Source organism: Halomonas cerina, from assembly GCF_014192215.1.
Lineage (GTDB): Bacteria > Pseudomonadota > Gammaproteobacteria > Pseudomonadales > Halomonadaceae > Halomonas > Halomonas cerina.
Genome location: NZ_JACHXP010000006.1, coordinates 112581 through 128986, shown reverse-complemented (window position 1 = coordinate 128986; position 16406 = coordinate 112581). Strand labels below are relative to the sequence as shown.

At 68.7% G+C, this 16406-nt stretch carries 14 protein-coding genes; 4 read left to right on the top strand and 10 right to left on the bottom strand.

Features of this window, described 5'->3' with window-relative positions; translation table 11 throughout:
* Positions 1-11: 11 nt before the first annotated feature.
* Both FHR94_RS07870 and norR (FHR94_RS07865) read right to left on the bottom strand, forming a co-directional pair.
* Entirely contained in the window at positions 12-1430 is a 1419-nt protein-coding gene (locus FHR94_RS07870; protein WP_183325088.1) for a dihydrolipoyl dehydrogenase, read from the bottom strand.
* A gap of 86 nt (positions 1431-1516) precedes the next feature.
* Positions 1517-3073, bottom strand: a complete 1557-nt coding sequence (norR, locus tag FHR94_RS07865; RefSeq protein WP_183325087.1) for a nitric oxide reductase transcriptional regulator NorR — start codon at positions 3071-3073, stop codon at positions 1517-1519.
* Between the two features lie 188 nt (positions 3074-3261).
* Between norR (FHR94_RS07865) and hmpA the strand changes: the two genes are divergently transcribed.
* Positions 3262-4431, top strand: coding sequence for an NO-inducible flavohemoprotein (gene hmpA, locus FHR94_RS07860; RefSeq protein ID WP_183325086.1), 1170 nt, complete (start codon positions 3262-3264; stop codon positions 4429-4431).
* Between the two features lie 172 nt (positions 4432-4603).
* Here the strand turns inward: hmpA and FHR94_RS07855 are convergent, their stop codons facing one another.
* From FHR94_RS07855 to norR (FHR94_RS07825), 7 genes are all read right to left on the bottom strand, one after another.
* A complete protein-coding gene (locus tag FHR94_RS07855) occupies positions 4604-5092 on the bottom strand; it encodes a hypothetical protein (RefSeq protein WP_183325085.1) in 489 nt (162 codons plus the stop codon).
* A 205-nt stretch (positions 5093-5297) separates the two neighbouring features.
* Entirely contained in the window at positions 5298-6005 is a 708-nt protein-coding gene (locus tag FHR94_RS07850) for a succinate dehydrogenase iron-sulfur subunit (RefSeq protein ID WP_183325084.1), read from the bottom strand.
* 32 nt (positions 6006-6037) lie between these two features.
* Positions 6038-6385 (bottom strand): hexameric tyrosine-coordinated heme protein, encoded by a 348-nt coding sequence (locus tag FHR94_RS07845; RefSeq protein WP_221188411.1) that lies wholly within the window; start codon positions 6383-6385, stop codon positions 6038-6040.
* Between the two features lie 132 nt (positions 6386-6517).
* On the bottom strand, positions 6518-9619 hold the full coding sequence (locus FHR94_RS07840) for an efflux RND transporter permease subunit (RefSeq protein ID WP_183325083.1): 3102 nt from the start codon (positions 9617-9619) through the stop codon (positions 6518-6520).
* Positions 9616-10998, bottom strand: a complete 1383-nt coding sequence (locus FHR94_RS07835) for an efflux RND transporter periplasmic adaptor subunit (protein WP_183325082.1) — start codon at positions 10996-10998, stop codon at positions 9616-9618. The genes FHR94_RS07840 and FHR94_RS07835 overlap by 4 nt, the downstream gene beginning before the upstream one ends.
* On the bottom strand, positions 10995-11612 hold the full coding sequence (locus tag FHR94_RS07830; protein WP_183325081.1) for a TetR/AcrR family transcriptional regulator: 618 nt from the start codon (positions 11610-11612) through the stop codon (positions 10995-10997). The genes FHR94_RS07835 and FHR94_RS07830 overlap by 4 nt, the downstream gene beginning before the upstream one ends.
* A gap of 107 nt (positions 11613-11719) precedes the next feature.
* A complete protein-coding gene (gene norR / locus FHR94_RS07825; protein ID WP_183325080.1) occupies positions 11720-13255 on the bottom strand; it encodes a nitric oxide reductase transcriptional regulator NorR in 1536 nt (511 codons plus the stop codon).
* 151 nt (positions 13256-13406) lie between these two features.
* On the opposite strand from norR (FHR94_RS07825), the gene ytfE reads away from it, so the two are divergent.
* Together ytfE and FHR94_RS07815 are read left to right on the top strand one after the other, a co-directional pair.
* Entirely contained in the window at positions 13407-14063 is a 657-nt protein-coding gene (gene ytfE, locus FHR94_RS07820; protein ID WP_183325079.1) for an iron-sulfur cluster repair protein YtfE, read from the top strand.
* A gap of 56 nt (positions 14064-14119) precedes the next feature.
* Positions 14120-14740 carry a hemerythrin domain-containing protein gene (locus FHR94_RS07815; protein ID WP_183325078.1) on the top strand — a complete coding sequence of 207 codons (621 nt, stop codon included), beginning with the start codon at positions 14120-14122 and terminating at the stop codon, positions 14738-14740.
* 52 nt (positions 14741-14792) lie between these two features.
* Here the strand turns inward: FHR94_RS07815 and FHR94_RS07810 are convergent, their stop codons facing one another.
* Positions 14793-15254, bottom strand: a complete 462-nt coding sequence (locus FHR94_RS07810; protein ID WP_183325077.1) for a globin — start codon at positions 15252-15254, stop codon at positions 14793-14795.
* A 150-nt stretch (positions 15255-15404) separates the two neighbouring features.
* On the opposite strand from FHR94_RS07810, the gene ubiU reads away from it, so the two are divergent.
* A complete protein-coding gene (gene ubiU / locus FHR94_RS07805) occupies positions 15405-16400 on the top strand; it encodes a ubiquinone anaerobic biosynthesis protein UbiU (RefSeq protein ID WP_183325076.1) in 996 nt (331 codons plus the stop codon).
* Positions 16401-16406: the final 6 nt, after the last annotated feature.

The window sequence follows — 16406 nt, the reverse complement described above, 5'->3', positions numbered from 1 at the left end:
TCGGCGCTTTTTCACCCCAGCGCCCAGTCCGCCGGCTCGTGACACAGCGGCAGATCGGGCTGGGTGCGCCGCTTGCCGAGTTCGTGACGCACCGCTTGCAAGGCGCCGCGCACCCCCTCCTCGACGGTCGGGTGATAGAACGTCATCTCGAGCAGCTGATCGACGTTCAGGTTCTGCTGGATCGACCAGGCCAGCAGATGCAGCAGATGCTCCGCGTCCGGGGCCACCAGCTCCGCACCGAGCAGGCGCCCGTCGCTCTCGTCGGCGTAGAGCTGCAGGCGTCCCGCATTGCGGCCGGCCATCAACGCTCGGGCCTGTTGGGTGAAGTCGGCACTGCCGGTTACCACGCCGCTCTCGGGAAGCTCGGCCCGGGTCAGCCCCGCATGGCCGGCGCCGGGTTCGGTGAAGACGATGCCCTGGGGCGTGCGTCGAGCGAGACACTCGGCGTCCGGATGCAGGGCATGATAGGCAGCTATACGTCCCGCGTCCGCCGCCTCGTGCATCAATGGGCGCAGTCCATCCACATCGCCGGCCATGAAGACCGGCAGGTCGCCGATTCTCAGGGTCGCCGCGTCGAACCGGGGCACGCCGCGGCCGTCGAGTTCCACGCCCAGGTTCTCGAGGCCCAAACCCTCGACATTGGGACGGCGCCCCAGGGAGGCGAGGACCCAATCGACCTCCACCTCCTGCCCGCCGCCTTGCATCACCACGCCTTTGTCGCTCCGATGCAGCGTCACCTCCGCCTCGGTGGTGACCGTCATCTGGCGTCGCAACGCCTCGAGCAGGCTGGCGTTGACCTCCGGGTCGCTCAGTCCCGCCACGCGGGGCCCGCGGGTGAAGCCATGCACCTCGCAGCCGAGCTGGGCGAAGGCCTGGCCCAATTCCACGCCGATCGGCCCCAGCCCAACCACGCCGAGGCGCCGCCCCGGCGACTGGAGCTCGAAGACATCGTCCGACGTGACGATCCGCTCGCCCAAGGATTGCCAGGCATCGGGGACGATGGGCCGGGTACCGGTCGCGATGATCACGGCCTCGGCCCGAATACGCTCACCGTTGACCTCGAGGGTCGTGGGATCGATGAAGCGCGGCTGTCCCTGGAGGCTGCGCTCGCCCAGGGCGTCGGCGGTGCCGATCGGCCCGGCAACGAAGCGATCGCGCAGGGCGCGCACGTGCGCCATGACCGCCGACAGATCCATCCGCAACGTGTCGCCGCCCTGCATGCCGCTCGCCGCCAGCCAGTCGCGACGCCCGTAGGCATGGGCCACCTCGAGCAGCGCCTTGGAGGGCATGCAGCCGACCCGCGCGCAGGTCGTGCCGTAAGGGCCGGCGTTGATCAGCAGCACGTCATCCGTGTAACGCTGCGCCTCCTTGAGGGCGGTCAACCCCGCCGTCCCGGCCCCCAGAATCACCAGCTTCGCGTGTCGCATCATGATGCCTCCACTTTCCAGAGAGCGTCCTGATTCAACATACAAAACCGCTATCGCGCCCGCCAATCCGCAGCGACTGATCACCAGCGTTACTTGAGGTCGAGCCGGCGGGCCAGGCGGTGCAGATTACCAGGATCCAGGGCGAGTGCCCGGGCCGTGGCGGCCCAGTTGCCGCCCTGCGCCGCCAGGGCGTCGCGGATCAGCCGGCGCTGGAAGGCGTCGGTGGCCTCGCGCAGGTCGAGGCCGCGCTCCGCCTCCCCGGCCACGGTCGCGGTGGCCGACGGCGGCGCCTCCACCGGGGAGGCGCTGGCGACAGGCAGTTGAAGGTGGCCAGGGGCGATACGCAACACCGTCGCCCGCTGCCGGGGGGCCGACAGCGGCCCCTGCTCGCCCAGGGCCCGCAGGGCGGCGCGGGCCAGCACGTGCTCCAACTCACGCACATTGCCCGGCCAGTGCCAACCGAGCAGGGCCGCCTGGGCCTCGGGGGCCAGGCGCAGGTTGGCGACCCCGAGGCGTACCCGGTTGTCCTCCAGGAAGTGGCCGGCGAGCAGCGGGATGTCCTCGGGCCGCTCGCGTAGCGACGGCACCGCCAGGGGAAAGACACCCAGCCGATGGTAGAGATCCTCCCGGAAGCGCCCCGCCTCCACCTCGGCGGCCAAGTCACGGTTGGTCACGGCGATGACCCGGACATCCACCTGTCGCGCCTGCTCGCTGCCCAGGGGCTGGATCTCCCCTTCCTGGAGCACCCTCAGCAGCTTGGGCTGCAGCGCCAAGGGCAGCTCACCCACCTCGTCGAGCATCAGGGTGCCGCCATCGGCCATCTCGAAGTGACCGCGATGGTCCCGTACGGCCCCGGAGAAGGCCCCGCGCCGGTGGCCGAACAGGGCACTCTCGATCAGGCTCTCGGGCAGGGCCGCGCAGTTGACCTGCACCAGGGGGCCACCGCGCCGCCCGGAGCGCTGGTGCAGGGCGCGGGCCACTCGCTCCTTGCCCACCCCGGTCTCGCCATGCAGCAGCACGCTCATCTGAGTGGGCGCCACCAGGTCGACGGCGCCCATCAACCGCTGCATGGCGGGGCTGTGCCAGTGCTGCAGCGAACCGCCCCGCTCCTCGCCGTCGAGCGCCTCGCTGAGCCGCGAACGGGTGTCCGCGAGATGCCCGGCCAGGCGCAGGCAGATGGCCAGCAGCCCGGCGGCGGCCAGCAACTCCGCCTCTTCCAGGTCCTCGAGCGCGCCGGGGGTCAGGGCGTCCAGGGTCAGCAGGCCGATCAACCGCCCCTCATCACGCAGGGCCACCCCCAGGCAGTCATGCACCTGGCTCAGGTCCTCGTCGAGCAGGCCATCGAAGGGGTCGGGCAGTTCGGTATCGACGGGAAAGCGACAGACGCCGGGATGGGCGGCGATGGCGGCGAGGCGGGGATGCCGTGACGGCTCGAAGCGCCGACCGCGCACGTCGTCAGGCAGGCCCAGCACCGCGACCGGCTTCAGGGCGCCGTCCTCCATCACCATCAGGGTCGCGGCGTCCAGGGAATGTCCGCCGACCAGGGCCTGGAGCAGGGCATCCCATTCCCCGGCCAGGGACGTGTCCGGGGCCTGCTCGCCCAGGCAGGCCAGGAGCTCGTGCAACGCACGCAGGAAATCGGTCATGAGAGTGTACTTTTGACAATAAATGTCATTATGACAACACGAATCATGTCATTTCAACAACACTTGCCTCATGCCGGCTCCGCAGGCCACGGGTATGCGGCGCCGCGACCAGGCTTCCGGGCCAGACTGGCACAGGTCTTGCCTTCCGGGGAGGGCCATCATGACCACCCCAGACAACAAGGACTCCCATGCTGACGAAAGAGCAGGAACGACTGATCGACGCCACCGCCCCGGTAGTCGCCGAGCACCTCGACGCCATCACCCAGCGCTTCTACCCGCTGATGTTCGCGCGTTATCCCGAGGTGAAGCCGCTGTTCAACGAGACCCACCAGCGCGACGGCGGCCAGCCGCGGGCCCTGGCCGGCGCGGTGCTCGCCTATGTGCAATTGCGCCAGAATCCGCAGCAGGCGCGCGGCGTGCTGGCCACCGTGGTCAGCAAGCACGTCTCCCTGGGCATCCAGCCCGACCAGTACCCCATCGTCGGCGAGTGCCTGATGGCCGCCATCGGCGAGGTGCTGGGTGAGGCGGTGACGCCGGAGATCGCCGCCGCCTGGAGCGGCCTCTACGAAGAACTGGCCGGCCTGCTCATCGAGCTGGAGGATCAGCGCTACCGGGAGTTCGCCCAGCGCCCCGGCGGCTGGCGCGGCACTCGCCGTTTCCGCATCGCCGCGACCCACCAGGAGAGCGCGGTGATCCGCTCCTTCGTGCTGGAGCCCGAGGATGGCGGACCGGTGGCCGACCACACCCCGGGACAGTTCATCGGCGTGCGCCTCACCATCGACGGCGAGCCGGTCTATCGGCACTACAGCCTATCGGACGTGCCCAACGGCAAGAGCTATCGGATCTCGATCAAGCGCGAACCCGAGGGCCGGGCGAGCCGGCATTTCCATGACGTCCTGGCGATCGGCGACACCCTGGAGCTGCTGCCTCCCGCCGGCGACCTGACCCTGGCCGATGGCGACGAGCCGTTGCTGCTGGCCAGCGGTGGGGTCGGCCAGACCCCGCTGCTGCCCATGGCCCGTCGCGCCCTGGCCGAAGGCCGCCGGGTGGTCTATCTGCACGCCGCCCTGGACGCCGAGCACCATGCCTTCCGCGACGAGATCGCCGCGCTCGCCGTCGAGCACCCTGAGCGTCTGCGGGCCGTCACGGTGCACGAGCATGGCGACAGTGCCGATCACACCGGGCGGGTCGACCGCGAGCTGCTGGCCCGCTATGTGCCCGAAGGGGCCCGCTGCTACCTCGTCGGTCCCCAGGGCTTCATGACCGCGGTGAACCGCGCCCTGGCCGAACTCGGGGTACCCGACGAGCGCCGCCACTACGAGCATTTCGGCCCCTCGCGGCCCCTCGACGCCGCCTGAGGCCAAGCGGCCCAACCAAGACGACACGGCGCCCCGGCCAAACCGGGGCGTCGTCGTCTGCGGGCCAGCATGACCTGATCGATCGCGCTGCCGTCGCGAAGACGGCGTCGACTGCACACCGACACACGCGTTCGGCTTAACGAGTATCGATTCCCCAACTCCCGGGAATGGACTACTCCTGCAGCCCCTTAAAACGATCCGTCACGTAGCGGCTGTGACAGGCCACGCAGGATTCGGTCATGCGGTTGAAGACTTTGACCTGCTCCTGGGTGTTCTGCTGTCTTCCCGCCTCGGCCAGTGACGCCGACAACTGATGGAACCGCTTGTCCATTTGCAGGAACTCCACAGGCACCGCCGCTTTCAGGTCCTGTCGATCCTGCTCGGTAAGGGACTGCTCAAGGATGAAACTGTCGTGGATAGCCTGGCCCTTCTGTGCCACCTCGTCATGCTTGCCTTGGATGATGGCACTATAGGTCTCCTGCATGGCCGCCTCGACCTCGGTCATCTCCTTTACCAACAGTCCGCGCAGCTTCTCGGTCAACTGGGGGCCGACTGGCTCCACGGCGATCACGTCTCCAGCAGCCGCCAGACTGCCCAGCATCACGGCGAATGCGATGGCTCGGGAGCGTCGTCCACGGTTGCGCCACAAGGTGGCCATCATGGTGTTTCTACTGGTTCCTGTGCGCTTGTTCATCAGATTTTACGCGAGATACCCCGTACTTTTAGTGCGGAGAGAGATAGCGCGTCGCCATCAGGCAACCCTGTTCTCGCTGCCTCCTTACTTCGCTGTGCTATCTTCAAGGTTGACTTCGGACCTACCGACAGGATGTCGGAAAGTCACGCTTGTGGAGAATGACAACCGTCCGTCAACTGCCCCGGGCCAGCAGCATCGCCTTGATATGCCCGATGGCCCGCATCGGGTTGAGGCCCTTGGGGCATACCCAGGTGCAGTTGGCGATCTGCCGGCAGCGGAACACGCTGAAGGGGTCCTCGAGCTCGGCTAGCCGCTCGTCCGTCGCCGTGTCGCGGCTGTCGATCAGGAACCGATAGGCCTGGATCAGGCCGGCCGGCCCGATGTACTTGTCCGGGTTCCACCACCAGGAGGGGCAGGCCGAGCTGCAGCAGGCGCACAGGATGCATTCGTAGAGGCCATCGAGCTTTTCCCGGTCCGCGGGGCTTTGCCGTCGCTCGATGGCCGAGGGCGGTTCGTCATTGATCAGCCACGGGCGGATCTTCTCGAACTGGCGGAAGAACAGCGTCTGGTCGACGACCAGGTCGCGGATCACCGGCATGCCTGGCAGCGGACGCAGGGTCAGGGTATCGGCGCTTCCCAGCACCTCGGCCACCGATGTTACGCAGGCCAGGCCGTTCTTGCCGTTGATGTTCATGCCGTCCGAGCCACACACCCCCTCCCGGCAGGAGCGCCGATAGGCCAGGGTGGGATCGCGTTCCTTCAGCGACTCCAGCACATCGAGCACCATGGCCTTGCGGAAGCGGTCATCGACCTTCAGGGTCGCCATCCGGGGCCGCTCATCGAGCTCGGGGTGATAGCGATACAGGCGTACCTTGAGCATGAAGGTCTCCTCGATAACGACAGCCCAACGCCTCACTCTCGCCAGTAGTCGTTGGCAGCGGCGATGGTCTGGAAGTGAATGGCAATCACATGAGAGGCCGCAATCAGACTATCGGGATCCTCCGCGTATTCGGACCGCTTCGCCTTGCGCACCTCGGCATCCGGCTGGGTGGTGGCCACCCCCTTCTGGGAAAGCGTCACCGCCAGGGCGAAGCCCTCTTGGGGCGTCTCGGTGGTCAGGCTCGGCAGCCAGGTATCGCCGGAATCCATCGCTTCATGATCATCGGCCATGGCGGCGCTGCCCAGTAACAGCGAGGCAGCCAGCATCAGGGCGCCGGTGGGCTTGGCTGACGGGAAATACACTCGATGATGTGTCGACATGATGATCTCCTGCGTTGCCCTGTTCCGCGAGCCAGCCGGACCCGCCATTAAGATTTATAAAAAATACCTCTTTGAAGTTAGCCAAGGACTCAGCGGCGTCAAGGCGGGACCGGCAGGCCCCGCTCCATGTCGCTATGCCTTGGCAGGCGTCACGCGGGCCCAGCCCCAATCATCGAACAACACGTAGAGCGCCGGAATCACCAGCAGCACCAGCACGGTGGCGCTGAGCAGGCCGAAGACCACCGCGATCACCAGCGGCTTGATGGCATCCGCCTGGGTGCTGGTCTCGGCCAGCAGCGGCGCCAGGCCGGCGATGGTGGTCGTGGAGGCGATCAGGATGGCGCGCAGCCGGTCGCGGCAGGCCTGACTCGCCGCGGCCGCGGCATCGAGCCCGCGCGCACGGTGGGTCTTGATGAAGTGGATCAGCAGGATGGCGTTGTTGACCACGATGCCGGCCAGCGAGGCGGCGCCGATCAGCGAGGGCATGGAGAGGTAGTAGCCCATGATCACGTGCCCCCAGAGGGCCCCGATGAAGGCCAGCGGGATCGAGAGCATGACGATCAGCGGCTCCACATAGCTGCGAAACTGGAACGACAGGATCACGAAGATCCCCACCAGGCCGATCAGCAGGGCGCGGGCGATGGAGCCGCCGGTCTCGGCGGAACTGGCCACCTGCCCCTCGAAGGTGACCGCCACCTCGGGATGGCGCCCCTCGAAGCCGGCCAGCCAGCCGCTGCCGACGAGGTCGTCGACGATGGCCTGGCCGCTGGCCCGGCGGGCATCCACGTTGGCCTCCACGGTGACGGTGCGCCGCCCGTCGATGCGGGTGATGCGCGCCCACTCGCGGCGCTCGGCCATCTCGGTCACCACCGAGAGCGGCACCCGGCTACCGTCGGGGAGCATCAGGGTCTGGTCGGCCAGGTCGTCGAGACCGTCGCGGTCGCTCTCGGCCTGGCGCACCAGCACCTCGATCTCCTGCTCGCCGATGCGCTGGGTATCGGCGATCTCGCCGAGCAGGCCGGCACGCAGCTGGCTCGCTACCTCCTCGGCGGTGAGCCCCAGGCCGTGGGCGCCCGATGCCAGCGAGTAGGCACGCTGGGGCTTGCCCAGGCGCTGGTCATGCATGACGTTGTAGACCGCCGAATAGCCCGCGAGGTGCGTGGTCAGTTCGAGCGCCGCCGCCTCCATGGCCTCGAGATCCTCGCCGGTCAGGCGCACCTCCACCGGCACCCCGGCGGGGCCGAAGCCCGGTTCCTGGATGATCAGGCGCTGCAGGCCCTCGATCTCGCCGATCGCCTCGCGCCACTCGGCGGTCAGGGCATCCAGGGTCAGGGTGCGCCGCTCGGCGGTGAGCAGGTCGACGCTGACCGTGGCCACGTGGGGGCCCGCCTCCCGGGCGCTGAGGTTATGGTTGAAGCGCACCTGGATCGCCTCCACCAGTGCCGCGCCCTCCGGCTGCTCGGGCGAGTAGCGCGCCTCGAGCTCGCCCATGGCCGATGCGATCCGCTCGGCTACCGCCTCGGTGCGTGCCAGGGGTGTGCCCTGGGGCATCAGGATGCGCGCCTCCAGCACGTTGCCGTCGATGCCAGGCATCGCCTCGCTGCCGACATGGCCACCGGCCATGAGCCCGACCGACCCCAGCATCACCGCCAGCACCGCGCCGAGCACCGCGTGGCGGAAACGGATCGCCCGGTCGGCCAGCCGCCCCACGCCCTCGCGGAAGCGCTCGAAGCCGCGGTCGAAGGCGGTACGCAGGCGCGAGTCGCGGCCCTGCTGCAGGTGTTTCACGCTGCCCTTGAGATGGTGGGGCAGGATCCAGAACGCCTCGATGAGGCTCGCCGCCAGGGCGGCGATCAGCACCACCGGCAGCACCTCCAGTACCGCGCCCAGCTCGCCGGCCAGGAAGGAGAGCGGCACGAAGACCGAGGCGGTGGTCAGGAAGGATGACAGCACCCCGGGCAGGACCTGACGGGTCCCCGCCACCACCGCCTCCAGCGGCGTGGCACTCTCCCCGGCGTGGGCGGCGATGTTGTCGGTGATCACGATGGCGTCGTCCATGACGATGCCGATGGCCATCAGCAGTGCCACCAGGGTGATCATGTTCAGGGAGAGGCCGGCGAGCCCCATCACCAGGAAGGCCCCCATGAAGGCGGCGGGCAGTCCCAGCACCGCCCACAGCGCCAGGCGCGGGCGGAAGAAGAGGCTCATCACCAGCACCACCAGCGCCAGCCCCATGACCCCATTGGCCACCAGCATCTGCAGGCGGTCGCGGACGATGCTGGTCATGTCCTGGGTTAGGGTCAGCGCAACGCCATCGTCGAAGCGGCGGCGCTCGGCCGCGATCAGCCCCTCGAGGCGCTCCTTCACCGTCAGGGCATCGTCGCGCAGGCTCTTGCTTACCTCCAGCACCAGCGCCGGTTCGCCGTTGAAGCGAATCTTCTCCTCCTCGCGCTCACCGGTCTCGGTCAGGGTGGCGATGTCGCCCAGGGTCAGCTCGCCGCCGGACGTATCGGACATCACCACCAGGCTCTGCAGCTCACGCAACGAGCGGCGCTGGTCGGTGAAGCGCAGCAGGATATCGCGCTCGGGCGTTTCCAGGGTGCCCAGCGGCAGATCCAGGCTCTGTGTGGAGATCCGCCGGGCCAGCTCGCGGGCCGAGAGGCCGTGCTGGCCGAGCACCTCGCCGGGTACCTCCACCTGCCACTGGCGCTGGGACATGCCGTGGATGGTTACGTCCGCCACGCCGGGCAGCGCCATGATGCGCTCCTCCAGGCGCAGGGCGTACTCCTCGAGCTGGCCGGCGGGCATGTCGGATGACATCGCGACCGCCGCCACCAGATCACTGCGGTGCAGCTCGCGCACCACCGGTGGGTCGGCCTGGGCCGGAAACTCGCTGATAGCACCGATCTCGGTGTCGATCTCGCTGAGGAAGCGCAGGGGATCGCCGCCGGCCTGCATGGTGGCGGTGGCGCTGGCCAGGTTGTCCTGGGCCACGCAAACGAACTCGTCGAGGAACTCCACCCCCTTCACCGCCTCATGCAGGCGTCGGCACACGGCGTCCTCCACGTCGGCGGCGCTGGCCCCGCGATAGACCACCTCGACGCTCACCTCCACCGGGCGGTAGACGGGGAAGGTCTCGCGCTTGAGCGACGGAGCGGTGAAGAGCCCGGCGGCGAGCAGCAGCACCAGCAGCAGGTTGGCCGCAGTGGGGTGGGCGGCGAACCAGCGGATCATGGCTGCGCTTCCCTGTGTCCTTCACCCAGCGCCTGCTCGGCGATACGCGCCTCCAGGGCCTCGTCGCGACGCGGGGCCAGTGCCATCCCGGCGATCGCCGCGGGCAGGTCATCGACCACCACCCGCTCGCCGGGGGCCAAGCCCGCCTCGATCACCGCCAGGTCGCGCTGCTCGAAGGCCACGGTCACCGCGCGCCGCTCGAGGCGTGCCTCAGCATCCACCAGCCACACCTCACCCTGATGCACCGCACTGGCCGGTATCACCAGCCGAGACTCGGGGCTGGGCGCGCTAAGCCGCGTACGCACGTACATGTCGCGCTGCAGCGGAGGGCGATCCGGCGGCCGGGCATTGCGGTAGGGATGATCGACCCGCACCACGGCACGTACCGTGCGGGTGGCCGGGTCCAGTCCGCTGGCCACGCGTACCAGTTCACCCGACCAGCCCACGCCCTCGGCACCGACCAGGAAGAGCTCGGCCTGCACCGCCGAGAAATCCAGCCGCTCGTCAAGGTCCAGTCCCTGGCCGAAGGGTTCATCGGGCAGGATCGCGCCCAGCAGGCGGCGCATCATGGCGATAGGAATGTGCGCTTCCACCTCGGCAGCTTCGAGGCTATCGGCCTGGAACAGGCGCTGCCCGGTGCCGACGAACTGGTGGCGCTCCACCTCCACCGCTGCCAGGCGCAGATCGTAGGGTGCCACGAAGCGGGTATCCGCCAGGTCCTCCCAGGCCTGGGCCAGACGCACGGCGGCCCGCTCCCGCTGCGCCTGGAGCATCTCGCGCCGCGCGGGCAGCAGCGCCAGGGTGTTCTCCAGGGAAGCGACCGCCTGGCGCTGGCCCAGGGTGCTGCGGCGTTGCTCGTCGCGTCGTGAGCTGGAGACCGAGCCGCTGGCCGCCAGCCGCTCGATGCGCGCCAGCTCCTGCTCGGTCAGGGCGAGCGCCTGCTGCTCCAGACCCAGCAGGCGGCGGGTGTTCTCCTGCTCTGCCTCGAGCTGGGCCAGCTCGCCGGCCAGGCTCGCCAGCTCCGCCTCGGCCTCGGCGATGGCCAGCTCATAGCGACTGGGATCCAGCGCCACCAGCAGAGTGCCCTTGGGCAGCAGGGTGCCACTCTCCAGTTCCGGGTGGCGCTCGACGACGCGCCCCGCCACGTTGGCCATCGCCTGCCAGGTCTCGGCGGGTCGCGCCAGACCATGGCCGCGTGCCTCCAGGCGGAACTCCAGGGACCTGGCCTCGATGAAGCGCACCGGGGTAGCGGAGGCGTCCGCCTCCTGGTGCTCGGGGGTCTGGCGGTTGGCCACGAAGACCGTCAGCAGCGCCGCGCCCACGGCGACGCCGACCAGCACGGCCAGTCCCCGCCCCAGCCGCCGTATCCAGGGTCTCATGCATCCCCTCCCGGCGCCGCGCGGATGCCGTGCCGGTAGAGGTCGAAAGCCGCCGGCGCCCGGTCGACGATGCCCGCCACGTCGTCGGCGATCAGCGACTGCAGCACCAGTCCCTGGACGCAGCCGATGAACTGGGTGGCCGCCGCGTCCAGGTCGAGCCCGGGGCGCAGCTGTCCTCGACGCCCGGCCTCCTCGAGCAGGCCCAGCAGGCGACGCCGGTAGCGCGCCATCAGGCCCTTCACCATACGGCTGGCGGCGGTGGGCCTCGGGTGCTGCAGCTGGCCCATCAGCAGCCGCGGCACCCCCGGGTGCTCGGCGATGAAGGCCACGTGGGCCAGGAACATCGCCTCCAGGGCAAGCAGGGGGTCCTCGACGCCCTCGGCGGCGGTAGTTATCCTCGCCATTACCCGCTCGGCGACCCAGGCCACCGCCGCCTCCCAGATGGCCTCCTTGCTGGCGAAGTGGCGAAACAGCGCCCCCTGGGTGACACCCATGCGTCGGGCGATGCGCCCGGTGGTCAGGGTGGCGGGTTCCTCACGGCCGCAAAGCTCGATGACGGCTTCCACAGTGCGCTCCCGGCGCTCGTCGGCGGGGAGATGCTGGCGCTGCGACATGCTCGAGCCCCTAAAGATAGTAATTAGTCACTATCTAGCACGACGACCATACCGCCGCCAGCGAAACTCGCCGGGAGATGACCTCGATCAAGGGGCAGCGCGAAGGCTCAGCGCCCGGCCTTGATCCCCAGTCGTCGGGCCAGCTTGTGCAGGTTGCTGGGATCCACCTCCAGGCGCCGGGCGGCGGCGGCCCAGCGGCCGTCGCAGGTGGCCAGGGCGGCGCGGATCGCCTGGCGCTGCGCCTGCTCGACCTGGTCGCGCAGGCTCGATGACGCGACCTCATCCGGCTTCTCTGGTACGTCCGGTTCGTTGCCCCCTTCCCCCGCTGGGCCGGGAAGATCGAGCCAGTCCGGCACCAGGGTAATGATCTCGTCACGGCGGGCGCCCTGGCTCAATGCCTTGATCGCCGTCCGGCTGATCACGTGCTCCAGCTCGCGCACGTTACCCGGCCAGGCGTAGGCCAGCAGTGCCTCCTCGGCCGCGGGTGAGAGACGCAGGCTGCGTACCCCCAGCCGCGCGCGGTTGATCTCCAGGAAGTGACCCGCTAGCACTAGGACGTCGCTGCCGCGCTCGCGAAGCGGGGGAATGGCCACCGGATAGACCGACAGCCGGTGATAGAGGTCGGCGCGGAAACGCCCGTCGCGCACGCCGTCGGCCAGGTGGCGGTTGGTGGCGGCAATGATGCGCACATCGACCCGGCGCGGGGTGTCCTCGCCGAGCCGTTGTATCTCGCCATTCTGCAGGGCACGCAGCAGCTTGGCCTGGATCGGCAGCGGCAGCTCGCCCACCTCGTCGAGCAGCAGGGTGCCGCCATCGGCCGCCTCAAAGCGCCCGGCGCGATCGCCGGCGGCGCCGGAGAAGGCCCCCTTCACATGGCCGAACAGCTCGCTCTCGGCCAGCGACTCCGGCAGCGCCGCACAGTTGACCTGCACCAGCGGCGCCTCGCTTCGGGCCGAGCGCCGGTGGAGCCGGCGCGCAAACAGTTCCTTGCCCACGCCGGTCTCGCCGCTGAGCAGCACCGGCAGGTCGGACGCCGCCACCACGTCCAATTCCCGGAGCAGGCGCTGCAGCACGCTGCTGTGGCCCAGGATCTCGTCGGCCTCGGGCACGTCCACGGGCAGGCTCGCCCCCTGCCGTGCCATGCGCAGGGCGTGCAGGTCCTGCTCCAGGCGGGTCACCCGCACGGCCGCCTCGATCAGCAAGGCATAGCGCTCCAAGGCCGTCCGGTCGTCGGCATCGAAGGTGCCCGCCTCCAGCGCATCCAGGGTCAGCACGCCCCAGGGCTCACCCTCCACGTGAAGGCTGATCCCCATGCAATCGTGGACGTGCAGCGGCTGGCCTGGTTGCTGCTCGACCAGGCCGTCATAGGGGTCGGGCAGGGACGCATCCGGCGGGAAGAGCGTGGTACGGCGGCTGGCGAGGATGGTGGCCAGGCGCGGATGATGCGCCACCTCGAAGCGCCGGCCCAGCGCCTCGCGGACCAGCCCCTCCACGGCCACCGGTACCAGCACGTCCTCCTGCAGGCGCAGCAGGCAGACGGCACCGCAGCGAAAGCCTTCGCGCAGGGTGCGCACCAGACGCTGCAGGCGTACCGCGCTGGGCAACTCGGCGACCAGATCGGCCAGCAGGGTTTCGTCAAGCATGGTGAATTCTACCCTTTCATGGTCTTCATGACCTCGCTTGAAGAGGGTAATGGGTACCCGGCTGCTTGTAACTCCTTGACGGGCATGAGACAGGGAAGCTGGCATGCCAGTTGCTCAGGAAGAGTGTCATTCCCTTCCCTGGAGCCCGCCCATGAGCCTTCTTGAACAGACCGTCGGCCGTACCGCCCTGACCCTGCCAGGCGCGACCCGTATCTTCCATGACCACCACATCGATTTCTGTTGCGGTGGCCGCCTCAGCCTGCAAGAGGCCGCCGAGCGCGTGGGCCTGGCACCGCAGGCCCTGGTCACCGAGCTCGAGGCACTGCCCGCCGGTCAGCATGCGGAACGCGACTGGCAAGCGGCCAGCAACGAGGAACTGATCGAGCATATCCTTACCCGCTACCATGACGTGCACCGTCGGCAGCTGCCCGAGCTTATGCGCATGGCCCGCCGGGTGGAGCAGGTCCATGGCGCACGTGACACCTGCCCCCATGGCCTGGCCGACCTGCTCACTGCGCTCTACCAGGAGATGGAAAGCCACATGCAGAAGGAGGAACAGATCCTCTTCCCGATGCTGCGCCGGGAGCTGGGTGCCCAGGCCCGGGGGCCCATCACGGTGATGCGCCACGAGCATGACGACCACGGCGAAAACCTCGACCAGCTGATGGCCCTGACCAACGACATCACGCCCCCCAGGGGCGCCTGCACCACCTGGCGTGCCCTCTATACCGGGCTGCGCGAGTTCCGCGATGACCTGATGCAGCATATCCATCTCGAGAACAACCTGCTGTTCGAACGCGCCGGCTGATCGCCGGCCACACTCACGACGGCGCGTCGCCTCGACGATGCGCCGGGGAGGCCACCATGAAAGCCATCCTGCTCGAGCGACTGCATGCCGACCACTATCGCTACGAGGCGCTGCTGTGCATCCTCGACCGACAGCTGCATATCGCTGCCTGCCAGGAAGTGCCTGACCACCAGCTCCTGGCCCGGCTCTTTCACTACCTGACCCGACAGCCCGAGGAGTGGCACCACGGGGTAGAGGACCGGCTGTTCGAATGCCTCGCCGCCCATCACCCGGTCAGCCGCGAGCTACTCGCCGTGCTGGTCGAGGAGCATCACCGGATTGCGACCTACGGCCGCGAGCTTGAGGCCAAGATGCGGCGGCTGGCCGACGAGTGTCCGGACGAGGAACTGGATATCAACACCCTCAACCTGGCACGTGCCTTCAGCGAGCTCTACCACCACCATCTGCATACCGAAAACCACCGGGTCTTTCCGCTGTTCGAGGTGCATCTCCCCGCGGATGAACTCGAGCACCTGGCGCTCGCGCCTCTCGTGGCCCCCGCCGAGGGCAGCCCCGACTTCCAGCGGCTCTATCGGCAGATCGCCGCGGGACGCACGGGCCTGAAGCTGGGCCATGACGAGCAGGCCGATTTCTGCCCGCTGTGCGACGCTCGGCCCACGGCGGCGGTCGAGCCCTGAGCCCGGCCTCTTAGGGGCCCTGGCGGCCCATGGGGACGCCGGCCGCGTGAGCTTACCGCGCGGCTGGCCCATCCGTGGCTCGCGGCTCAGGAGGCCCCGCCACCCGGTCATAGTGGAAGGTCACGTAGACGATCCCCGGCGTCATCACCAGCCGCCAGGCCAACTCCACGTCGTCATTGAACTCGTCGTCGAAGCGACGTGCCGTCTCGACCAGCGCATCGAGCCACAGGTCATAGAGCCCGGGGCGTATGTCGAGGTGGGCACGACTGTGGCTGATCGCCACCTGATCGAGGTAGTAGTCGGCATTGCTCGACCCGTAGAAGGCCAACAGGTGATAGAAAGCCTTCTTGAGCATGAGCCGCTGTCGCGCCATATCGGTGTGGCGGAACTTCTCCGCGACCTCCGGCGAAGCGGCGATGAAGCGCTCATAGAAGGCCTCGAAAAACTCCTGGCCGTTGACCTCGCGGTTGAGCACGCGCACGAAGCTGGCATTGAAGAGCTGCTCGATGTCCATGCGGCCTCCACGCGGCAACCTCTCTTGCGGCAAGCCTAGGCCAGCCATGCCCTTCCGGCGGCCTTGTGGCGCCCCGGCATGACATGCATCAAAGGACGGCCACGAATGCTCGACTAGCATGGTCGGGTTTTTATCGACAGGAGTCTCGCCATGGAGCTCGTCTGCCCGGCTGGCAACCTGCCCGCCCTGAAGCGGGCCGTGGATGAAGGAGCCGACGCCGTCTATTTCGGCTTCCAGAACGCCACCAACGCCCGCCAGTTCGCCGGGCTTAACTTCACCGGCCGGCGTGCCCGGGAGGGCATCGACTACGCCCACGCCCGCGGCAAGCGGGTGTTCTGTGCCATCAACACCTACCCGCAGCCCGACGGCTGGGCCCTGTGGACCCGTGCCGTGGACCAGGCCGCCGAGTTGGGTGTCGACGCCCTGATCCTGGCCGACATGGGGCTTTTGGACTACGCCGCGCGACGCCATCCCTCCCTTCCCCGCCACCTCTCGGTACAGGGCTCGGCCACCAGCGTCGAGGCACTGCGCTTCTACCACGAGCAGTTCGGCATCCGGCGCGCCGTGCTGCCCCGCGTGCTCTCCATCACCCAGGTGCGTGATCTGGCGAAGCAAAGCCCGGTGGAGCTCGAGGTGTTCGCCTTCGGCAGCCTGTGCATCATGGCCGAGGGGCGCTGCTACCTGTCGTCCTACCTCACCGGCGAGTCGCCCAACACCCGCGGCGTCTGCTCGCCCGCGGCTCACGTGCGCTGGGAACAGACCCCGGCGGGCCTGGAATCGCGCCTGGGCGGCGTGCTGATCGACCGCTACGGCGAGGGCGAACGGGCCGGCTACCCGACCCTGTGCAAGGGACGCTTCGAGGTCGGGGGCGAGACCTACCACGCCATCGAGGAACCCACCAGCCTCAATACCCTGGAGCTGCTGCCGGAGCTCAAGGAACTCGGCATCCACGCGGTGAAGATCGAGGGCCGCCAGCGCAGCCCCGCCTACGTGTCGAAGGTGGCCGGCATCTGGCGCCAGGCGCTGGACCGCCTCGCCCAGTCCCCGGTGCGCTTCCATCCTGACCCCGCCTGGATGACCGGCCTCGGTGCGCTCTCCGAGGGCACCACCACCACCCTGGGCGCCTATGAGCGTCACTGGAAATAGGAGACC